The 16717-nt window shown below is 59.8% G+C and carries 17 protein-coding genes; 7 read left to right on the forward strand and 10 right to left on the reverse strand.

The genetic code is table 11. The features are described 5' to 3' along the window. The first annotated feature begins 108 nt into the window (after positions 1 to 108). Entirely contained in the window at positions 109 to 333 is a 225-nt protein-coding gene (locus E0L15_RS00700; RefSeq protein WP_168124188.1) for a DUF1653 domain-containing protein, read from the forward strand. Between the two features lie 3 nt (positions 334 to 336). Here E0L15_RS00700 and E0L15_RS00705 read toward each other — a convergent pair whose 3' ends face one another. The 10 genes from E0L15_RS00705 to E0L15_RS00750 all read right to left on the reverse strand — a co-directional run bounded on the left by E0L15_RS00705 (position 337) and on the right by E0L15_RS00750 (position 11326). Further along, on the reverse strand, positions 337 to 867 hold the full coding sequence (locus E0L15_RS00705) for an FmdE family protein (protein ID WP_168124189.1): 531 nt from the start codon (positions 865 to 867) through the stop codon (positions 337 to 339). Beyond that, complete coding sequence (locus tag E0L15_RS00710) at positions 860 to 2518, reverse strand: ABC transporter ATP-binding protein (protein ID WP_168124190.1); 1659 nt, start codon at positions 2516 to 2518, stop codon at positions 860 to 862. Before E0L15_RS00710 ends, E0L15_RS00705 begins: the two co-directional genes overlap by 8 nt. Before the next feature lie 10 nt (positions 2519 to 2528). Next, a complete protein-coding gene (locus E0L15_RS00715; RefSeq protein ID WP_168124191.1) occupies positions 2529 to 3326 on the reverse strand; it encodes an ABC transporter permease in 798 nt (265 codons plus the stop codon). Beyond that, positions 3323 to 4360, reverse strand: a complete 1038-nt coding sequence (locus tag E0L15_RS00720) for an ABC transporter permease (RefSeq protein WP_206020505.1) — start codon at positions 4358 to 4360, stop codon at positions 3323 to 3325. The genes E0L15_RS00715 and E0L15_RS00720 overlap by 4 nt, the downstream gene beginning before the upstream one ends. Beyond that, positions 4297 to 5862: an ABC transporter substrate-binding protein gene (locus E0L15_RS00725; RefSeq protein WP_243155334.1), complete on the reverse strand. Its 1566-nt coding sequence runs from the start codon at positions 5860 to 5862 to the stop codon at positions 4297 to 4299. Before E0L15_RS00725 ends, E0L15_RS00720 begins: the two co-directional genes overlap by 64 nt. 184 nt (positions 5863 to 6046) lie before the next feature. Further along, positions 6047 to 7387 (reverse strand): DUF1576 domain-containing protein, encoded by a 1341-nt coding sequence (locus E0L15_RS00730; protein ID WP_168124193.1) that lies wholly within the window; start codon positions 7385 to 7387, stop codon positions 6047 to 6049. A gap of 33 nt (positions 7388 to 7420) precedes the next feature. Then, the gene (locus E0L15_RS00735) at positions 7421 to 9022 is read right to left on the reverse strand and encodes an MBL fold metallo-hydrolase (protein ID WP_168124194.1); all 1602 of its coding nucleotides are present in this window, start codon (positions 9020 to 9022) and stop codon (positions 7421 to 7423) included. Positions 9023 to 9153: 131 nt separating this feature from the next. Further along, positions 9154 to 10068, reverse strand: coding sequence for a translation elongation factor Ts (gene tsf / locus E0L15_RS00740; protein ID WP_168124195.1), 915 nt, complete (start codon positions 10066 to 10068; stop codon positions 9154 to 9156). Positions 10069 to 10142: 74 nt separating this feature from the next. Next, positions 10143 to 10874, reverse strand: a complete 732-nt coding sequence (rpsB, locus tag E0L15_RS00745) for a 30S ribosomal protein S2 (RefSeq protein WP_087231810.1) — start codon at positions 10872 to 10874, stop codon at positions 10143 to 10145. A gap of 170 nt (positions 10875 to 11044) precedes the next feature. Next, positions 11045 to 11326, reverse strand: coding sequence for a YlmC/YmxH family sporulation protein (locus E0L15_RS00750; protein ID WP_168124196.1), 282 nt, complete (start codon positions 11324 to 11326; stop codon positions 11045 to 11047). Positions 11327 to 11481: 155 nt separating this feature from the next. Here E0L15_RS00750 and pyrH point away from each other — a divergent pair, with 155 nt between their 5' ends. From pyrH to E0L15_RS00780, 6 genes are all read left to right on the forward strand, one after another. Continuing rightward, complete coding sequence (gene pyrH, locus E0L15_RS00755; RefSeq protein WP_087231804.1) at positions 11482 to 12198, forward strand: UMP kinase; 717 nt, start codon at positions 11482 to 11484, stop codon at positions 12196 to 12198. A gap of 12 nt (positions 12199 to 12210) precedes the next feature. After that, entirely contained in the window at positions 12211 to 12765 is a 555-nt protein-coding gene (frr, locus tag E0L15_RS00760) for a ribosome recycling factor (RefSeq protein ID WP_087231801.1), read from the forward strand. A 108-nt stretch (positions 12766 to 12873) separates the two neighbouring features. Then, positions 12874 to 13617: an isoprenyl transferase gene (locus E0L15_RS00765; RefSeq protein WP_168124197.1), complete on the forward strand. Its 744-nt coding sequence runs from the start codon at positions 12874 to 12876 to the stop codon at positions 13615 to 13617. Between the two features lie 3 nt (positions 13618 to 13620). Continuing rightward, positions 13621 to 14445, forward strand: coding sequence for a phosphatidate cytidylyltransferase (locus E0L15_RS00770; protein WP_087231794.1), 825 nt, complete (start codon positions 13621 to 13623; stop codon positions 14443 to 14445). A gap of 37 nt (positions 14446 to 14482) precedes the next feature. Next, entirely contained in the window at positions 14483 to 15631 is a 1149-nt protein-coding gene (locus E0L15_RS00775; protein WP_168124198.1) for a 1-deoxy-D-xylulose-5-phosphate reductoisomerase, read from the forward strand. Positions 15632 to 15642: 11 nt separating this feature from the next. Next, entirely contained in the window at positions 15643 to 16713 is a 1071-nt protein-coding gene (locus tag E0L15_RS00780) for a M50 family metallopeptidase (RefSeq protein WP_347565956.1), read from the forward strand. Positions 16714 to 16717 lie beyond the last annotated feature (4 nt).

The following is a 16717-nucleotide window of genomic DNA, read 5'->3' on the forward strand; positions in this document are numbered from 1 at the left end:
AACGGAGCCAGGGGAAACCCTGGCTCCGTTTTTGATATGCGCATGGAAAAGATACTTGGAGTGTGGTATACTTTTGCCCAGCTATTTTTATGGAAGGGGGAAATAGATATGAATCAATACGACATCCGTCCGGGCAAATACCGCCACTACAAGGGCAACGATTATGAGGTTCTGGGCCTGGCTACCCACTCGGAGACCCTGGAGCCCATGGTGGTGTACCGGGCTCTGTACAGGGAATACGGGCTGTGGGTGCGCCCGGCGAAGATGTGGAGCGAGCTGGTGGAGGTGTCGGGCCAGCAAGTGCCCCGGTTTCGCTATGTGGGGGAGGAGTGACCCTCAAACATCAAAGCGGCGATAGGGGTGTGCACAGTCCAGGCACACCGGCTGCCCGTTTTCCAGCCGAAGCATGGACTCGGCGGTGAGTTCCCCACAACAACTGCAAGGCTTTGAGGTAAAGAGACGGGCACGCTCCGGCAGGGAGAGCACCGTCGCTTTTACGTCGAACAGCTCCGCCGGGGCCTTGCTCTGTAGATAGTGGAACTTCTCCTCTTTTGTGAGGTTATCCGGGGTGGGGCGGAGCACCAGGCGCACAGACCGCCCGCTGTTGCGCTCGTAGAAGGAGAAGGCCTGCTTGCCCCGCAGGTGGAACAACAGGTTTCCCTTGCCGATGCTGCACCCCAGAACGACCTGGATGGCGTCCACGCCACAGGCGTCGTTTTCTGTGATACACACCACGGACTCGTCCTCGGAGCGGGACAGGCCCAGCAGCTCCATGGCGTAGAGGGAGGCTTTGTAGCCAATGGTGAGGCCGCCACAGGAGTGGCCGTGGAAGGCCACGCAGTCCTCCCAAAGTGTTTGTTCATTCATAGGTGTGTTCCTCCTTGTGGGTGAAGATGGATGTGAAATCCGTGTGTAGAACCTGATCGGGGTTCACTGGGTACAGGGTGCCTCCATCCAGCAGATAGATGTGGTCGGAGATTTTACAGGCGCTGTATAGGTCGTGGGTGATCATCAGCATGGAGAAGCCCCGGCGGTATTGCAGGCCCTTGAGCATACGTAACAAATTGGCCTTGGCGGAGGGGTCCAGCATGGAGGTGGGCTCATCTGCCAGCAGCACCGCAGGCTCCATGGTGAGGGCCCGAGCCAGGGCCAGACGCTGTTTCTGGCCCCCAGATAGTGCGCCCACCTTGCGGTGGTAGAAGCTGTCACAGGTGTACAGGCCCACATCCTCCAGGGCCCGAGAAAGTCGCTGAGGGTCATAGACCTTGGCCAGGCGCATGGGTTCGGACACCGCCTCCTCCACCGTCAGGTGAGGATTGAGGGCAGCTTGGCTGTCCTGGAGCACCATCTGGATGCCGCCCAGCCGCCGATGGAGGGGGAGCAGGTCCTGCTCCTGCCCCTGAAAACGGATGGAGCTGTGGGCGGGGCAGGGGAGCAGACCGGACAGCAGGCGGGCCAAGGTGGTTTTGCCCGCCCCGGAGCGGCCCACCAGTGACACGATCTCCCCGGCGTATAGGGTGAGGTCTACGTGGTTCAGTACCGGAGTGGCTCCATAGGCGTGGGATAGGTCATGGCAGGAGAGCAGGGGCACAATGCCGCCCCGGTGGCAGGCCAGAGCCCGCCCATCTGGCTGGATTTCCAGGTTTGGAGCCCTCTCACCGCACAGCGGAATGCTCTGGGTGCACTGCCCGTAAAAGGGACAGCAGTGGTGGCCCGGCTGTTCCTGGGCAGTGTTGGGGCGGATGCCCCACAGGTCCCGAAGAGGATTGAGAGTGACGGCGGACTGGAGCAGGCCCCGGGTGTAGGGGTGCCGGGGGTTGTCCAGAATGTCTCCCGTTGGCCCTGTCTCCTCTACATGGCCCTGGTAGAGCACCATGGTGCGCCCTCCCAGGGCCTGGGCCAGCCCCATGTCGTGGGTGACCACCAGAAAGGCGGTGCCCAGGGTGTCCCGCAGCGTCTCAATGGCAGAGCGTACGGTAACACAGGACTCTGGGTCCATGCTAGCGGTGGGCTCATCCAGAAGTACCAGCTCCGGGTCCAGGGCCACGGCGTTGGCCAATAAAAATTTCTGCACCATGCCCCCGGACAGCTGGTGGGGACGGAGGGACAGGTCGTCCGGCGACAGCCCCACCAGTTCCATGAGGGCATGGGCTTTTTTGATACATTGGTCTGGGGAATAGGCCTGAGCCAGCACCTCGTGGAGGTGCTGGGCCAGGGTCAGCTTGGGATTGAACCACTGAACCGAGTTTTGAAATGCCACAGAGAGGGTCTTCATGCGTAGTTTGCGGCGCTGAGCCTCCCGCATGGTGAGAAAATCCGCCCCGTGGAGGAGCACCTGGCCGTGTACTTTACCCCCCTCTGAGGGGAGCAAGCAGGAGATGGCCTGGACCAGCGAGGTCTTCCCGCTGCCGGACTCTCCGATGACGGAGAGAATTTCTCCTCGGTCCAGCTGGAAGCTGAGGGGGTGCAGGTGAAATTGTGGGTAGGACACAGAGAGTTCTTGAACTTGGAGCAGCACGGTACCCCTCCTAGGATTTGGGTAATTGAATGGCCTGCACCATCAGGCGCAGCAGCAAGGTGGACACCACCATGGCCCCCACGGGGGCCATCAGCCACCAGAGCCAGAACGAGGTGCGGTAAATGCCGGGGAATTGGGTGGCCCGGGCAATCATCAGTCCCCAGGACCGGGCCAGGGGGTCGGACAGTCCCAGAAAGGCCAGGGAGGACTCCTGAAGGATGGACTTCCCCACCACCCCCAGGGCGTTCACCGACAGTAGGGGGAGCAGGTCTCCAGCTAGATGGGTGCGGATGAGATACCAGAGTCCGCCGCCGTACACTTTGGCCATGGCCACATAGGGGCGGTGACACACCGAACGGGTTTTGGCCCGCATCACCTTGGCCACCGGGGCCCAGGAGAACAGGCAGAGAATCCAGATGACGTTCCAGGTATTCTGGCCCAGGAAGGCTCCCAGCACGATCATCACCGGCAGTTGGGGGATGGAGAGAAAGATCTGAATGAGCAGCCCAACGGCGTGGTCCACCCAGCCGCCCAGCAGTCCTGCAGCCGTGCCCAATCCGCCTCCCAGCAGGAAGGTACAAAGGGCGGTCATGATGCCGATCCCCATGCTGCGGAAGAATCCGGCGGAGATCTGGGCGAATACATCCACCCCCAGGTTGTCAGTGCCCAGCCAGTGAGAGGCAGAGGGGGGCTGGAGGGAGTCTCCAGAGGGGAGAGAGGCGTCCCAGGGATAGAAGGTGACGCCCCAGAGAAAGACCAGAGTCAGCACAAGAAAGAGGGCGAGAGGGATGAGCTGGCTTTTTTTCATGGCTCCACCTCCCGCTCCACGGCGTGGTTGCACAGGTCTGCCAGGGTGAGACTCACCAGTACCAGCAGGGCAGAGAGGAGAAATACCCCCTGAATCATGGGGTAGTCCCGGTAGGTCACTGCTCCCCGTAAGACGGTGCCCAGGCCCGGATAGGCAAAGACGTTTTCCACCAGAATGGTACCTCCCACGGTAGAGCCCACCGAGAGAAAGAGCCGGGCTACAATTGGGGTGATGCTGTTGGCCAGGAGATAGAAGGGCCATACCCGCCGTTTTCGCAGTCCTTTGGCCTTCGCGTTTATCATGTATGGCTGCTCAAGCACGGAGGAGAAGCTGGCCCAGGCGGTGAAAAAGAACTTGGGGCAGGTCACCAGAGTCAGGGCGGCAATGGGCATGAGACTGTGGAGCAGAATATCACCTAGCTGCTGCCATAGGGAAGAGTACTGGGCGAAGGGGGTCACCGCTCCTGACAGAGGAATCCAGGCTACCCGGGCCGCCACCAGAAACAGCAGGAGCACGCCTGTGAGAAAGGGCGGGAGTTCCGCCAGGGCAGAGAAGACGGGAGCCAAAACGCGGTGCCCATGCCGGGTGCCCACACATACCAGGGCCAGCCCAACCCCCAGAATGAGGCTTAGCAGCAGGGATGCCCCCATCATCCACAGGCTCCAGGGAAGACGCTCCAGGAGAATGTCCGCCACCGGGCGTTTATAGTGGATGCTCTGGCCCAGATCCCCGTGGAGATTGCGTACCATGGTGTCCACCAGCTGCTGAGGCCAAGGCTTGTCCAGGCCGTAGTATGCCCGCAGCAGTTCCTTCTGCTCCTGGGTGTAGACCACGGCCACATCCTCCCCGGACCCAGAGGCGGTGTAGTCAAAGGGGTCTCCCGGCATGAGACGGGGAATGAAGAAGTTGAGCAGGTAGATGGCCGCACAGGAGAGCAGGAGCAGCAGAATGCGGCGGGTTATGGGGGCCGTCAGCGCTCCATGTAGGAGAGTCGGTTTTGTTCGGCCTGTTGATAGGCGTAGGTTTTCATCCATCCGTCGTAGTAGTCCTTTCGATACATGGAATAGGTGGATTGGTTTGCAATGACAATGATGGGAATCTCCTGACTCACCAGCAGCTCCAGCTCCTGGAACATGGCTAAGCGCTGGTCAAAGTCGGTCTCGTACTGCTGACCCTCGGCCAGACGGGTCATCTCCTCATTGGAGTAGCCGATGGCCCCCATGGAGTGGGGATTGGTGCTGGAGAACTTGGAGATATCGGAGAAGAGGGTGCGCATGTAGGTGGGGGGATTGTTGCCCCAGCCGCCATTGCCCACCAGGGCGAACTCGTAGGCGCCTTGGTTGATGTTATCATCCCGGGTAGCGGAGTCGTAGGCGGTGACGGACACGGTCATTCCCGCCTGGGTGAGGCCGTTTTTGATAATCTCGGCTATGGCCAGGTCGTCGGCGCTATTGCCGCAGAGAAGGGTGACAGACAGATTTTGACCGCCCAACACCTCCTGGGCCTTTTGGGGGTCATAGTCGTACTGCACCACATCCTCATTGTAGAAGATACTTCCCTGGGGGACATAGCCCGCGCTGCCCACGGTACCTGCACCCCGGAACACGTTGTCCACCACACTCTGGCGATCGATGGCGGCGTATACCGCTTGACGGTAGGTGAGGTCTAAAAACTGAGGGCAGGCCTCGTAGTTAATGAGCAGCTTGTACCCCATGTCGTTGGCCTTGTCCACCAGCGAGATGTTGGGGTCACTGAGGTAGCTGTCTTTTAAGTCGGCGGGAAGGGAGGTGATTTCCAGTTCCCCGGCGTCAAAGGCCAGCAGAGGGTCACTGACGGGGATAAACTGGATTTTCTCCGCCCCCTGGGTTCCGTTGCACCACCCCTCGTAGGCGGTGAACTCATATAGCCCGGTGGCTCCGTCGTACTGGGTGCAGGAGAAGGCTCCGCTGCCCACCAGATAGCCCTTCCCAGTGTAGGAGTAGGGGTCCTCCACCTGGGACCATATGTGCTGTGGGAGGATGACAAAGCTGCCCAGATTGGACAGGGTGTCGGCGTTGGGCTCATCCACTGTCAGGGTAATGGTGTGGTCGTCCACCACCGTGTAGTGGTCCACCAGGAAGTCCTCGCCTACGCCCAGGGGATTGGAGACTGGGGGGTGCTCTCGGTAGTAGTCCAGGGTAAAGGCCACGTCCTGGGCGGTGAGGGGCTCCCCATCCTGGAAGGTGGCGGTTTCAAAGAGGGTGAAGGTGTAGTCGCTGCCGTCCACCGTCCAGCTCTCGGCCAGCCAGGACACGTCCCCCTCCTCGTCTTTTTCCAGCAGGCTGCCGTATACCAGCTTCATTTTAGCGGTGCCGGGGCCTCGAGACTGGCAGAGGAACGGGTTGGGAGCGCCCCAGTCGGTGCCGCCCTCCAACTTCAAGGTGGACACGGAATACTGGGAGTTGGAAGGTGTGGACGAGGGGGGAGAGGCCGTACATCCGGCGCACAGGGCTAAGGCGGCGGCACAGGTGAGGGCGATGATGGGTTTTGTGTGCATGGTTGGTCCTCCTAGAACAATAAAAAAGTTCATCAAGAGCACCTCCTGGTGCTCCTGATGAACTTCTCATTCATCCAATCTTATGGTGTGGCGGGGATATGGCAACGGCCGTCTTCTGACAGCCCAGAGAATTGCTTCGACAATCTGAGGATTATTTTATCAGATTGGGCGTCCCATGTCAACGTCACAGAGGGTCTTCCATGCCGTCATGGGCATGGGCGGCCAGCAACTCCTGGGATTGGGGCGTGTCGTCCTCGTAAATTTCAAACAGGTCCTCGTCCTGGAGGGTGGGACGGCGGTGGCGGAACAGGGATGTGATCACCGGATAGAGCACCAGGGCCACCAAGCCTGCAGAAAAGCCGTTGTTATACAGGTTCATGCCCTCCAGGGGCAGCCCGGCCTGGAGCACCACCGCCGAGTGGATGAGTCCGGCCACCACCCCAAAGGGCCAGCCGAACACCCCGGAGAAGGGGGCCAGGGCGGTGCCAAACAGGGAGGCCAGCTGGAGCGACTCGTGGCTGGCAGAGACGTGGAGGAAGGTGCTGCCCAGCAGTACTCCAATCATCACTGGGGCGATGTTGCGCAGGTGCTTTCCGTAGGCGGAAAAGCCCATGATGGTGAAAATTCCGCCTAGGGTGGGTCCGTTCAAGTCTCCGCCCGTGACCAGAATGTATACCATGGCAAACAGTCCATTGACGCCGATGTTCACCAGAACGGGCCCGTGGCCGAACACACGCAGGTAGTCGCTGGGGGCACGGCCAGAGGTGTGGAGCAGCCGCCAGTAGCCCCGCAAGGTGGTGCGGGGGTTGGGGATAAGCCCGGCCACAATCAGGGTGATACACACCACAGCCAGAAAGATACCGAAGGTGAGATTGTTTCCCGTGGACCAGATCAGGTGGGAGGCGGGATTCAGACCCAAGGATTTGAAGATGGGAACAAAGATCATGGCCACCAGTCCGCAGGCAAAGCCGGTGGAGTACAGATTCATGCCATTTTGGATGCGGAAGGCGTACTCGGATACCGGGGCAATGAGAAAGCCGATGAGCAAGCCCACCACGGCCCCCAGCCAGGGGGATATGTCACAGCCCATGAAGCTGACCATGGGGGCCAGGGAAGTGCCCAACATGGCCACGTTGACGTACTTGGAAAAGGGCTCTTTCCGCCAGAGGGCGTAGAGGGCCGTGCCAAAGAGAATGGGCCAGATGTTGAGAATGTTTTTGCCAAACAGGGAAAAGCCCGCCATGAGGCTGATGGTGACCAGGGTGGAGCCGTTGGGCGTCTCGCCCACCAGATAGAAGATGGCCACGGCAATGAGGGTGACGAGCCCTGCGTTGACAAACGCAGGGCCGGTCCCGCACAGAGCTACATAGTCGGTGATGAGTACGTCCTCATGGCTGAGCATGGTCCATAGACCCTGGAAAAGATTTTGTGAATGAAATAGGCCAAACACCAGCAGAAGTGCGCCGAACCCAGCGGCGGCTGGGAGTAGGGCGGCGTTTCGGCGGTGTACGTGGGGTACGTGCATAGAGTGTTTCGTCTCCTTACCTATTGGAGTGCATCAACGGTCCCATTTGTCGATGAGGGCCCGAATCTGGTCGGCGAACTTGCCCAAATCCTTGTTGGAGCCGCCCTTGTTGTGGGCGATGACCTCCATCAGCCGCTTGCCCACATCCTCCAGACGGCGGTAGGCGGGAGAGCCGGGGGCAGGCAGTGCCGTGGCGGGCTTTCGCTCCAGTATGACACCGGGGGCCAGCATTCGGTTCTGGAGCAGGTCGTAGACCTCCTCGTAGTTGGGGGAGTGGGCCTGGAAGCCCAGGTCCCGGAGGGTCTGGGCGTAGTGCTCGGTGACGCTGCTCTCGCCGTGGACCACAAAGACGTGCTGGGGCATGGGGTGATAGGCCTGAATCCAGGCGATGAGGCCGTTTTTATCGGCGTGGGAGGAGAGGCCGGGGAAGTTGACGATGTGGGCCCGCACCGAGATCTCCTCGCCGAAGAGCTTGACGTGGGTTACCCCGTCCAGAAGCCGCCGACCCAAGCTGCCCTCGGCCTGATAGCCCACAAACACCACGGCGCACTCCTCACGCCACAGGTTGTGCTTGAGGTGGTGGCGGATACGCCCGGCGTCACACATGCCCGAGGCAGAAATGATGACCTTGGGGTTGGGGTCCGAGTTCAGGGCCATGGACTCCTGGGTGGACTCGGTGATGTTCAGGCCGGGGAACTGGAATAGGGCACCGCCCTTCAAAGCCTCAATGGCCTCTTCGTCCAGATAGCCATGGAGATCGCCGGAGAAAATCCGGGTGGCGGCGCCAGCCAGGGGGGAGTCCACATACACCTGAAAATCGGGGACGCTGCGCACCAGGCCCTGCTCCTTCATCTCGCGCATAAAGTACAGAAGCTCCTGGGTGCGGCCCACCGCAAAGGAGGGGATGATGACATTTCCGCCTTTGGAGAGGGTCTCGTCAATGAGAGCGGCCAAATCTCCGGTGTAGTCCGGGTCCACGTCCATGTCGTGGAGGCGGTCCCCGTAGGTGCTCTCCGTGACCACATAGTCCGCTTCCGAGATAAACTGGGGGTCCCGGATGATGGGCTGCTCCCGGTTGCCAATGTCCCCGGAGAAGACGATCTTTTTGGTCTCGCCGTTCTCGGTCAGCCACAGCTCAGCGCTGGCCGAGCCCAGCAGGTGCCCGGCGTCGGTGAAGCGGAGCTTGATGTCGTCATTGACTTGAATCTCCTGGCCGTATTCGCACACCACCAGGTGGCGGAGGGTGCGCTCCACATCGGCCAGCGTGTACAGGGGCTCCACCGGGGGACGTCCGGCCCGCTGGCCCTTCTGGTTTTCCCACTTGGCATCACTTTCTTGGATGTGGGCGGAATCCCGCAGCATAATGTCCAGAAGTTGGGCGGTGAGGCGGGTGCAGTAGATGTTGCCGCCAAATCCCTGCTTGATGAGCAGGGGAATGCGGCCGGAGTGGTCAATGTGGGCGTGGGTGACAATGACATCCTGAATGTAGCTGGGCATGAAGTCCAGCTGGGTGTTGTCGATCTCATCCCGCCCCTGCTGCAAGCCGCAGTCAATGAGCACCTTGTATCCGTTGCACTCCACACAGTGGCAGCTGCCGGTGACGGCTTTGGCTGCACCGAAAAATGTGAGCTTCATCCAGAGCACCTCCTATGCAATACTTCTAATAGCATTGTAATCCATTCCCGCTGGTTTGTAAAGAAGTGCACAAAAGAAAAGGGGATGCAGGCGGTGAAACCTGCATCCCCGAAAAAGGTTGGCAAATAAAATTACTTAGCCAGCTGCTTGGCGATCTCCTCAGCGAAGTTCTCCTGCTTCTTCTCGATGCCCTCGCCCTTCTCGAAGCGCACGGCGTCACGGAAGGTGACAGTGCCGCCCAGAGCCTTGGCAGCGGAAGCGATATACTTCTCCACGGTCATGTCGCCGTCCTTGACGAAGTCCTGCTGGAGCAGGCAGTTCTCGGAGTAGAACTTGTTGAGCTTGCCGTCCACGATCTTCTCCTTGACCTGGTCGGGCTTGTTGGCCATCTTGGGATCGTTGGCCATCTGCACCAGCATGATCTTCTTCTCCTCAGCCAGCACGTCCTCGGTGACCTGGCTCTTGTCCCAGAAGCGGGGGTTCAGAGCAGCGATCTGCATGGCCACGTCCTTGCCGATCTCGGTGGCGTCGATGTCGCCCTCCACGTTCAGGGAGACCAGCACGCCGATCTTGCCGCCAGCGTGGATATAGGGCACGCAGAAGCCCTCAGCGAAGCGGGCAAAGCGGCGGACCTTGATGTTCTCACCGATGACCAGAACCATCTCCTGCTGCTGCTCCTGGACGGTCAGGTCGGTGCCGTCGTACTTGCAGGCCATCAGAGCGTCCAGGTCGGCGGGGTTGCAGGCAGCCACAGTGGCGGCCACGCCCTTGACGAAGTTGACGAACTTCTCGTTCTTGCCCACGAAGTCGGTCTCGGCGTTGACCTCGACCACCACGCCCACGCCGTCGATGACAGCGGCGTAAGCCATACCCTCGGCGGCAATACGGCCAGCCTTCTTGGCGGAAGCAGCCAGACCCTTCTCACGCAGGATCTCGATGGCCTTGTCCATGTCGCCCTCGGCCTCGGTGAGAGCCTTCTTGCAGTCCATCATGCCGACGCCGGTCATTTCGCGCAGCTTCTGTACGTCCTTAGCGGTAATACCCATAGTATATTCCCTCCAAATTTGTAAATAAACGAATTGGCGCCCGCCCGACGGGACGGGCGCCAACCAATCACTGATTACTCAGCAGCGGGAGCCTCAGCAGCCTCAGCGGCGGGAGCAGCGTCCACACCCTGGCGGCCCTCCTGCACGGCGTTGGCCATGACAGAGGAGATGAGCTTGATGGCGCGGATAGCGTCATCGTTGCCGGGAATCACGTAGTCGATCTCGTCGGGATCGCAGTTGGTGTCCACGATAGCCACGATGGGGATGTTCAGCTTGCGGGCCTCGTTGATGGCGTTGCGCTCCTTGCGGGGGTCAACCACGAACAGAGCACCGGGGAGCTTCTTCATCTCCACGACGCCGCCCAGGTACTTCTCCAGCTTCTCGATCTCGCCCAGCAGCTTCATGACTTCCTTCTTGGGGAGCATGTCGAAGGTGCCGTCCTCCTGCATCTTCTTGAGCTGGTTCAGACGGTCCACGCGGGTGCGCATGGTCTTGAAGTTGGTCATCATGCCGCCCAGCCAACGGGCGTTGACGTAGTACATACCGCAGCGGGAAGCCTCTTCCTTGATGGCCTCCTGAGCCTGCTTCTTAGTGCCCACGAAGAGCAGGGACTGGCCGTTGGCGGCGATGTCACGCACGAAGGAGTAGGCCTCCTCCAGCTTCTTCACGGTCTTCTGCAGGTCAATGATATAGATACCATTGCGCTCGGTGTAGATGTAGGTGGCCATCTTGGGGTTCCACCGACGGGTCTGGTGGCCGAAGTGCACGCCGGCCTCCAGCAGCTGCTTCATAGATACGACTGCCATTGTTTAGTTCCTCCTAAAATTTAGTTACTACCTCCGGGAGCCTCATCTCTTGCGCCAACCTTCCAAAGGAAAGCACATGACGAAAAATCCGCCCCCGTGCGGAATGCCCTGAAATTCTATCATAGAATCCCGGGATATGCAAGTGGTTTTTTCTTCTTTTTGCGATAAATTTATGGATGCCGGGACTTGGTATCCGGTTTTGCCTCCTGACGGCGCTGCCGACCGTCCACCAAAATGAGGTCCTCGCCAAATCGGGTGATGGAGGACCAGGGGAACACGGTGTCCGGTTCCCGGCCCAGAAGGCCGAACCACCGGGGTTTTCCTGAGATAATGACGCTTTCAATGGTGCCATTTTGGGCATCGATCTCCACATCCCCGATGTATCCGTACCGCGTCCCGTCGGCAATATCAATGACTTCTTTATATTGTAGGTCTGAAATGTTGCAGATCATAGTATTCCCTCCTATATTCTATATGTATCCCCCCGGGTTTTGCGGTATGCAGGGGAGAGACCAGGAGATTTGGGAAAAAATTAATTTTCCCACTAGGCAAGAAGGAGATTCTGTATTAAAATAGGGCTGATAACAAAATTCGGAGGTATCACCCCATGAACGAATGGAAGTATAAACGAGTCCTGCTGAAGGTCAGTGGTGAAGCTCTGGCCGGGGATGCTGGCCGTGGGCTGGATTTTGATGTGATTGACAGTGTGTGCGATGCCATCGCCCGGTGCAACAAGGCTGGCATTGAGATCGGCGTCGTGGTGGGCGGCGGCAACTTCTGGCGCGGCCTGAAGGACGGCAAGGGCATGCGGGAGCGCACCCGTGCCGACCACATGGGTATGCTGGCCACCACCATTAATTGTCTGGCCCTGGCTGATATCCTGGAGCAGAAGGGCGTGGACGTGCGGGTGCAGACCGCCATTGAGATGCGGGCCATGGCCGAGCCCTACATCCGCTCCCGTGCCATCCGGCACCTGGAGAAGGGTCGTGTGGTGATTTTCGGTTGCGGTACCGGCAACCCCTTCTTCTCCACCGACACTGCCGCTGTGCTGCGGGCCGCTGAAATTGACGCCGACGTCATTCTGCTGGCCAAGAACGTGGACGGCGTGTACTCCGCCGACCCCAATCTGGACCCCAATGCCGTGAAGTACGACACCATTACCTATGATGATATTCTGGCCCAGCACCTGCAGGTGATGGACTCCACAGCCACCTCTCTGTCCATGGACAACAAGATCCCTGTGGTCCTGTTTGCCCTGAAGGACCCGGAGAACATTCTCCGCGTGGCCCGTGGTGAGAAGATTGGTACCATTGTAAAGGATTAAGGAGGAAGAACCATGACGGAACTGTGCAAGCCCTTTGACGGAAAGATGGTCAAGACCATTGAGGTGGTCAAGAGCGATTTCGCCGGTGTCCGCGCTGGCCGTGCCAACGCGGGTGTTCTGGACCGCATCCAGGTGGAATACTATGGTACTCCCACCCCCATTCAGCAGGTGGCCAGCATTTCCACCCCCGACCCCCGCACCCTGGCCATCCAGCCCTGGGACGGCTCCCTGCTCAAGGAGATTGAGCGGGCCATTCTGTGCTCCGATCTGGGCATCAACCCCCAGAACGACGGCCGTGTGATCCGCCTGTCCTTCCCCCAGCTCACCGAGGAGCGCCGTATGGAGCTGACCCGCCAGGTGCGCAAGTATGGCGAGAGCGGCAAGGTTGCCATCCGCAACATCCGCCGGGACGCCATGGAGCACTTCAAGGATTTGAAGAAGAAGTCTGAGATCACCGAGGACCAGTACAAGGACTACGAGGATGAGATTCAGACCATCACCGACAAGCGGTGCAAGGAGATCGACGCCCTCACCGCGGAGAAGGAAAAGGAGCTCATGGCGGTGTAATCCACACCGTTGTACCATACAATACCAGCGGGGCGAAGGTACGCCCCGCTTGTGTTGTATTTTTGGGATGGAATGTCCATACTTTGAAATAGATTAGGATGCGTGAATATGGCGTTATTTAATCGTAAAACCCAGGCGCCCCAGGTAGATATGAGCCGTTTGCCCCGGCATATCGCCATCATCATGGACGGCAATGGCCGGTGGGCCAAAAAGCGGGGCCTGCCCCGCAAGGCGGGACACGCCGCCGGGGCGGAGACCTTCCGCACCATTGCCACCTATGCCAAGGAGCTGGGGCTGGAGTACCTGACGGTGTATGCCTTTTCCACGGAGAACTGGAAGCGGCCGGAGGATGAGGTGTCCTCCATCATGGGCCTTTTGGAGCGGTATCTCAAAGAGGCCATTGAGACCATGGCCAAGGACAAGGTGAAAATGGCCTTTTTCGGAGACCTGTCTCCTCTGAGTCCGAAACTACAAGAGCTGTGTCATCAGACCGAGGAGATTTCCAAGGGCTATGACGGCTGTCAGGTGAACATCTGCTTCAACTACGGCGGCCGGGCGGAGATCATCCGGGCGGCGACGGAGTTTGCCCGTCGGTGCCAGCAGGGGCAGGCGAATCCTGAGGACCTCACCGAGGAGGCTCTGGGCGATCTGCTCTACTCCGCTGGCGTGCCCGACCCGGACCTTGTGATTCGTCCCAGCGGCGAGGTGCGCATTTCCAACTTCCTGCTGTGGCAGTCCGCCTACTCGGAGTTTTACTTTACCGACGTGCTGTGGCCCGACTTCACCAAAGAGGAGTTGCTGCGGGCAATTGCCGATTTTCAGAATCGCTCCCGGCGATTTGGAGGGGTGTAAGGGATGCTGGTACGAATTGCGGTTGCAGTGGTGTTGGTCCCTCTGCTGTTGCTGGCCATGCTGCCCAGCTCGCCCCTGATTTGGTCCATTGTGGTGGCAGCCATTGCCGCCGCTGCTTCCTTTGAGCTGCTGCGGGCGGCCGGGGAGGATAAAGTCTCCCCCTGGATGACCTGTGTTGCGGTGCTCTCTGCCGCTCTGATCCCCCTGGGTTGCTGGATGGGGAAGGGAACTACCACGGTAAGCGTGTGTACCTTTGTGGTGATGGCCGTGTCCTTTTGGTGCGCCATTCGGGCCTATGACGAGGGAACGGCACCCATTGGCTTTTACCATGTGATGCTCACCCTGTTCTCCGGTGTCCTCATTCCTCTGGGCCTGTCCGCTCTGGTCTTGCTGAAAATGATGGACCATGGGGAGTATTGGGTGCTCTTTGCGGTGCTTATGGCCTTTGTCACCGACGCAGGGGCCTACTTTGTGGGCGTGTTTTTTGGCAAACACCGGGGCATCACCAAGGTCAGCCCCAACAAGAGTCTGGAGGGCTACATCGGCGGTTTCGTCTTTGGCGTGCTCTATGCTCTGGCCTATGGCGGTGTCATTCAGGCCATCAGCCACAATCCGGTCAACTTCCTGCCCTTGGTGCTCTCTGGACTGGTGGGCGCTCTGGCCACCGAGCTGGGCGACCTGTCCTTCTCCTTCATCAAACGGGAATTCGGTGTGAAGGACTATGGGCACCTGCTCCCTGGACATGGGGGAATGCTGGACCGGTTTGACAGTATGATTTTCTGTGCCCCTGTGGTGCTCTTCATCCTCCAGGCCATCCCCGTGCTGTGACCATGGCCTGGACCAGATATAGAAATCGAGGGATAACATGAAACGAACCTTATCCATTTTAGGCTCCACCGGCTCCATCGGTCGGCAGACCCTGGACGTGGCCCAGGTCTGCGGCCACCAGGTGGCGGCTCTGACGGTAAACCGCAGCGTGGAGCTGGCCGAGCAGCAGGCCCGGCAGTTCCAACCCCAGCTGGTGGTGGCGGTGGACGAATCCGCTGCCCAGGATTTGAAACAGCGCCTTGCTGACACTTCCATCCGTGTGGTAGGAGGCCGGGAGGGCCTGATGGAGGCCGCCACGCTGCCCCAGGCGGACACCGTGGTCACCGCCGTGGTGGGGATTGCCGGACTGGAGCCCACCTTGGCCGCCATTGACCAGGGCAAACGCATTGCCCTGGCCAATAAGGAGACCTTGGTGTGCGCCGGGGACCTGGTGATGCGCCGGGCAGAGGAGAAGGGGGCGGAGATCGTCCCCGTGGACTCGGAGCACTCCGCCATCTTCCAGTGCCTCCAGGGCTGCAAGGACCGGGGCGAGGTGAAGCGCCTCATCATCACCGCCTCCGGCGGCCCCTTCTTTGGCAAAACGAAGGAGGAGCTGGAGCATGTGACCCGGGCCCAGGCGCTGCGCCACCCCAACTGGGCCATGGGAGCCAAAATCACCATCGACTCCGCCACGTTGATGAACAAGGGCCTGGAGTTTATCGAGGCCATGCGGCTCTACCACATGCCACCCCAGCAGATTCAGGTGGTGGTGCATCGGGAGAGCATCATCCACTCTCTGGTGGAGTTCAACGACGGTGCTATTCTGGCCCAACTGGGCACAGCAGACATGCGGGTGCCCATCCAGTACGCTTTGACCTGGCCGGAGCGCACCCCCGGCCCGGCCACCCCGCTGGACCTGCTTACCTGTCCGCCCCTGACCTTCGCCAAGCCCGACCCGGACACCTTCCGGTGCCTGGGATTGGCTCTGGAGTGCGCCCAGAAGGGCGGCACCTCGACGGCCATTCTCAACGGGGCCAACGAGGTGGCAGTGGAGCTGTTCCTGGAGGAGAAGATCTCCTTCCTGGACATTGCCCGGCTGGTAGAGGGCGCGTTGGAGCGGGTGGCGTCCAAACCCGCCGACACCCTGGAGGACGTGCTGGAGGCAGACCGTGCCGCCCGGCAGGCAGTCCGTGACTTGTTAATCTGAGGTGAATATCTGTGGAGCGAATCTTCTTTATTCTCTTGGCAATTCTCATCTTCGGCGTGATGATTGCCATTCACGAGTTCGGGCACTTCATCACTGCCAAGCTGTTGGGAATCCGAGTGAATGAATTTGCCATCGGTATGGGTCCGGCGCTGTGGGGCCGTACCCGTGGCGAGACCCAGTACTCCCTGCGGGCTTTCCCCGTTGGCGGCTACTGTGCCATGGAAGGGGAGGACGAGGACACCGGGGACGAGCGGGCCTTCAGCATCCAGCCCGCCTGGAAAAAAATCATCGTCCTGTGTGCGGGCTCGTTCATGAACTTTCTCATGGGCCTGGTCATCGTCCTGGTGCTGTATATGGGAGTGACCCAAGTGCGGGTGCCTGTCATTACCCAGCTGGCCGACGGATTCCAGCTGGAAGGGGAGTCGGGGCTCATGGTGGGGGATGAAATCCTCTCCGTGGATGGCCACGGTATCTGGGTCTATGAGGATGTGCTCACCTTCCTCTCCCGCAACGACGGCAATGGCATCGATCTGACGGTACGGCGAGACGGGGAGAAAGTGGTACTCAAAGATCTGCCCATGGAGCGCTTTGAATACCAGTATGACGGTCAAGACGCCTATGGGTTTGGCCTGATCTTTGAGCAGGTAGACGATCTGTCCATCTGGGGCAGGGTGAACCTGGCCACCGCCCAGACCTTTGACTTTGTGCGCACCGTCTGGATGAGCCTGGGAGACCTGGTCACCGGCCGCGTGGGCGTGGACCAGATGTCTGGCGTCATCGGCGTGGTGGACGTGGTGTCTGAGGTGGGCACCCAGTCCGACTCCATTTTGGTGGGCGTCCAGAATGTGTTCTATATCATGGCTCTCATTGCGGTCAACCTGGCCGTGATGAACATGCTGCCCATTCCCGCTCTGGACGGCGGGCGAGTGCTGTTTGTGCTGCTCAACGCCATTTCGTACCTCTTCTTCCGGCGACATATCCCCCAGCGGCTGGAGGGGTATATCCATGCTGTGGTCCTGGTGCTGCTGCTGGTGGTGATGCTTCTCATCGCCTTCCAGGATGTGTGGAAAATTGTGGTGTAAATAC

The sequence above is a fragment of the Pseudoflavonifractor sp. SW1122 genome (assembly GCF_012027765.1).
Lineage (GTDB): Bacteria > Bacillota > Clostridia > Oscillospirales > Oscillospiraceae > Enterenecus > Enterenecus faecium.

Bases quoted from the DNA above. Each gene is read 5' to 3' on its own strand.
- E0L15_RS00730 (WP_168124193.1), bottom strand. From the start codon at position 7,387: ATGCACGTACCCCACGTACACCGCCGAAACGCCGCCCTACTCCCAGCC.
- E0L15_RS00750 (WP_168124196.1), bottom strand. From the start codon at position 11,326: ATGATCTGCAACATTTCAGACCTACAATATAAAGAAGTCATTGATATT.
- E0L15_RS00700 (WP_168124188.1), top strand. From the start codon at position 109: ATGAATCAATACGACATCCGTCCGGGCAAATACCGCCACTACAAGGGC.
- E0L15_RS00720 (WP_206020505.1), bottom strand. From the start codon at position 4,360: ATGGATGAAAACCTACGCCTATCAACAGGCCGAACAAAACCGACTCTC.
- E0L15_RS00715 (WP_168124191.1), bottom strand. From the start codon at position 3,326: ATGAAAAAAAGCCAGCTCATCCCTCTCGCCCTCTTTCTTGTGCTGACT.
- E0L15_RS00725 (WP_243155334.1), bottom strand. From the start codon at position 5,862: ATGCACACAAAACCCATCATCGCCCTCACCTGTGCCGCCGCCTTAGCC.
- E0L15_RS00735 (WP_168124194.1), bottom strand. From the start codon at position 9,022: ATGAAGCTCACATTTTTCGGTGCAGCCAAAGCCGTCACCGGCAGCTGC.
- E0L15_RS00770 (WP_087231794.1), top strand. From the start codon at position 13,621: ATGCTGGTACGAATTGCGGTTGCAGTGGTGTTGGTCCCTCTGCTGTTG.
- E0L15_RS00765 (WP_168124197.1), top strand. From the start codon at position 12,874: ATGGCGTTATTTAATCGTAAAACCCAGGCGCCCCAGGTAGATATGAGC.
- frr (WP_087231801.1), top strand. From the start codon at position 12,211: ATGACGGAACTGTGCAAGCCCTTTGACGGAAAGATGGTCAAGACCATT.
- E0L15_RS00775 (WP_168124198.1), top strand. From the start codon at position 14,483: ATGAAACGAACCTTATCCATTTTAGGCTCCACCGGCTCCATCGGTCGG.
- E0L15_RS00705 (WP_168124189.1), bottom strand. From the start codon at position 867: ATGAATGAACAAACACTTTGGGAGGACTGCGTGGCCTTCCACGGCCAC.
- tsf (WP_168124195.1), bottom strand. From the start codon at position 10,068: ATGGGTATTACCGCTAAGGACGTACAGAAGCTGCGCGAAATGACCGGC.
- pyrH (WP_087231804.1), top strand. From the start codon at position 11,482: ATGAACGAATGGAAGTATAAACGAGTCCTGCTGAAGGTCAGTGGTGAA.
- rpsB (WP_087231810.1), bottom strand. From the start codon at position 10,874: ATGGCAGTCGTATCTATGAAGCAGCTGCTGGAGGCCGGCGTGCACTTC.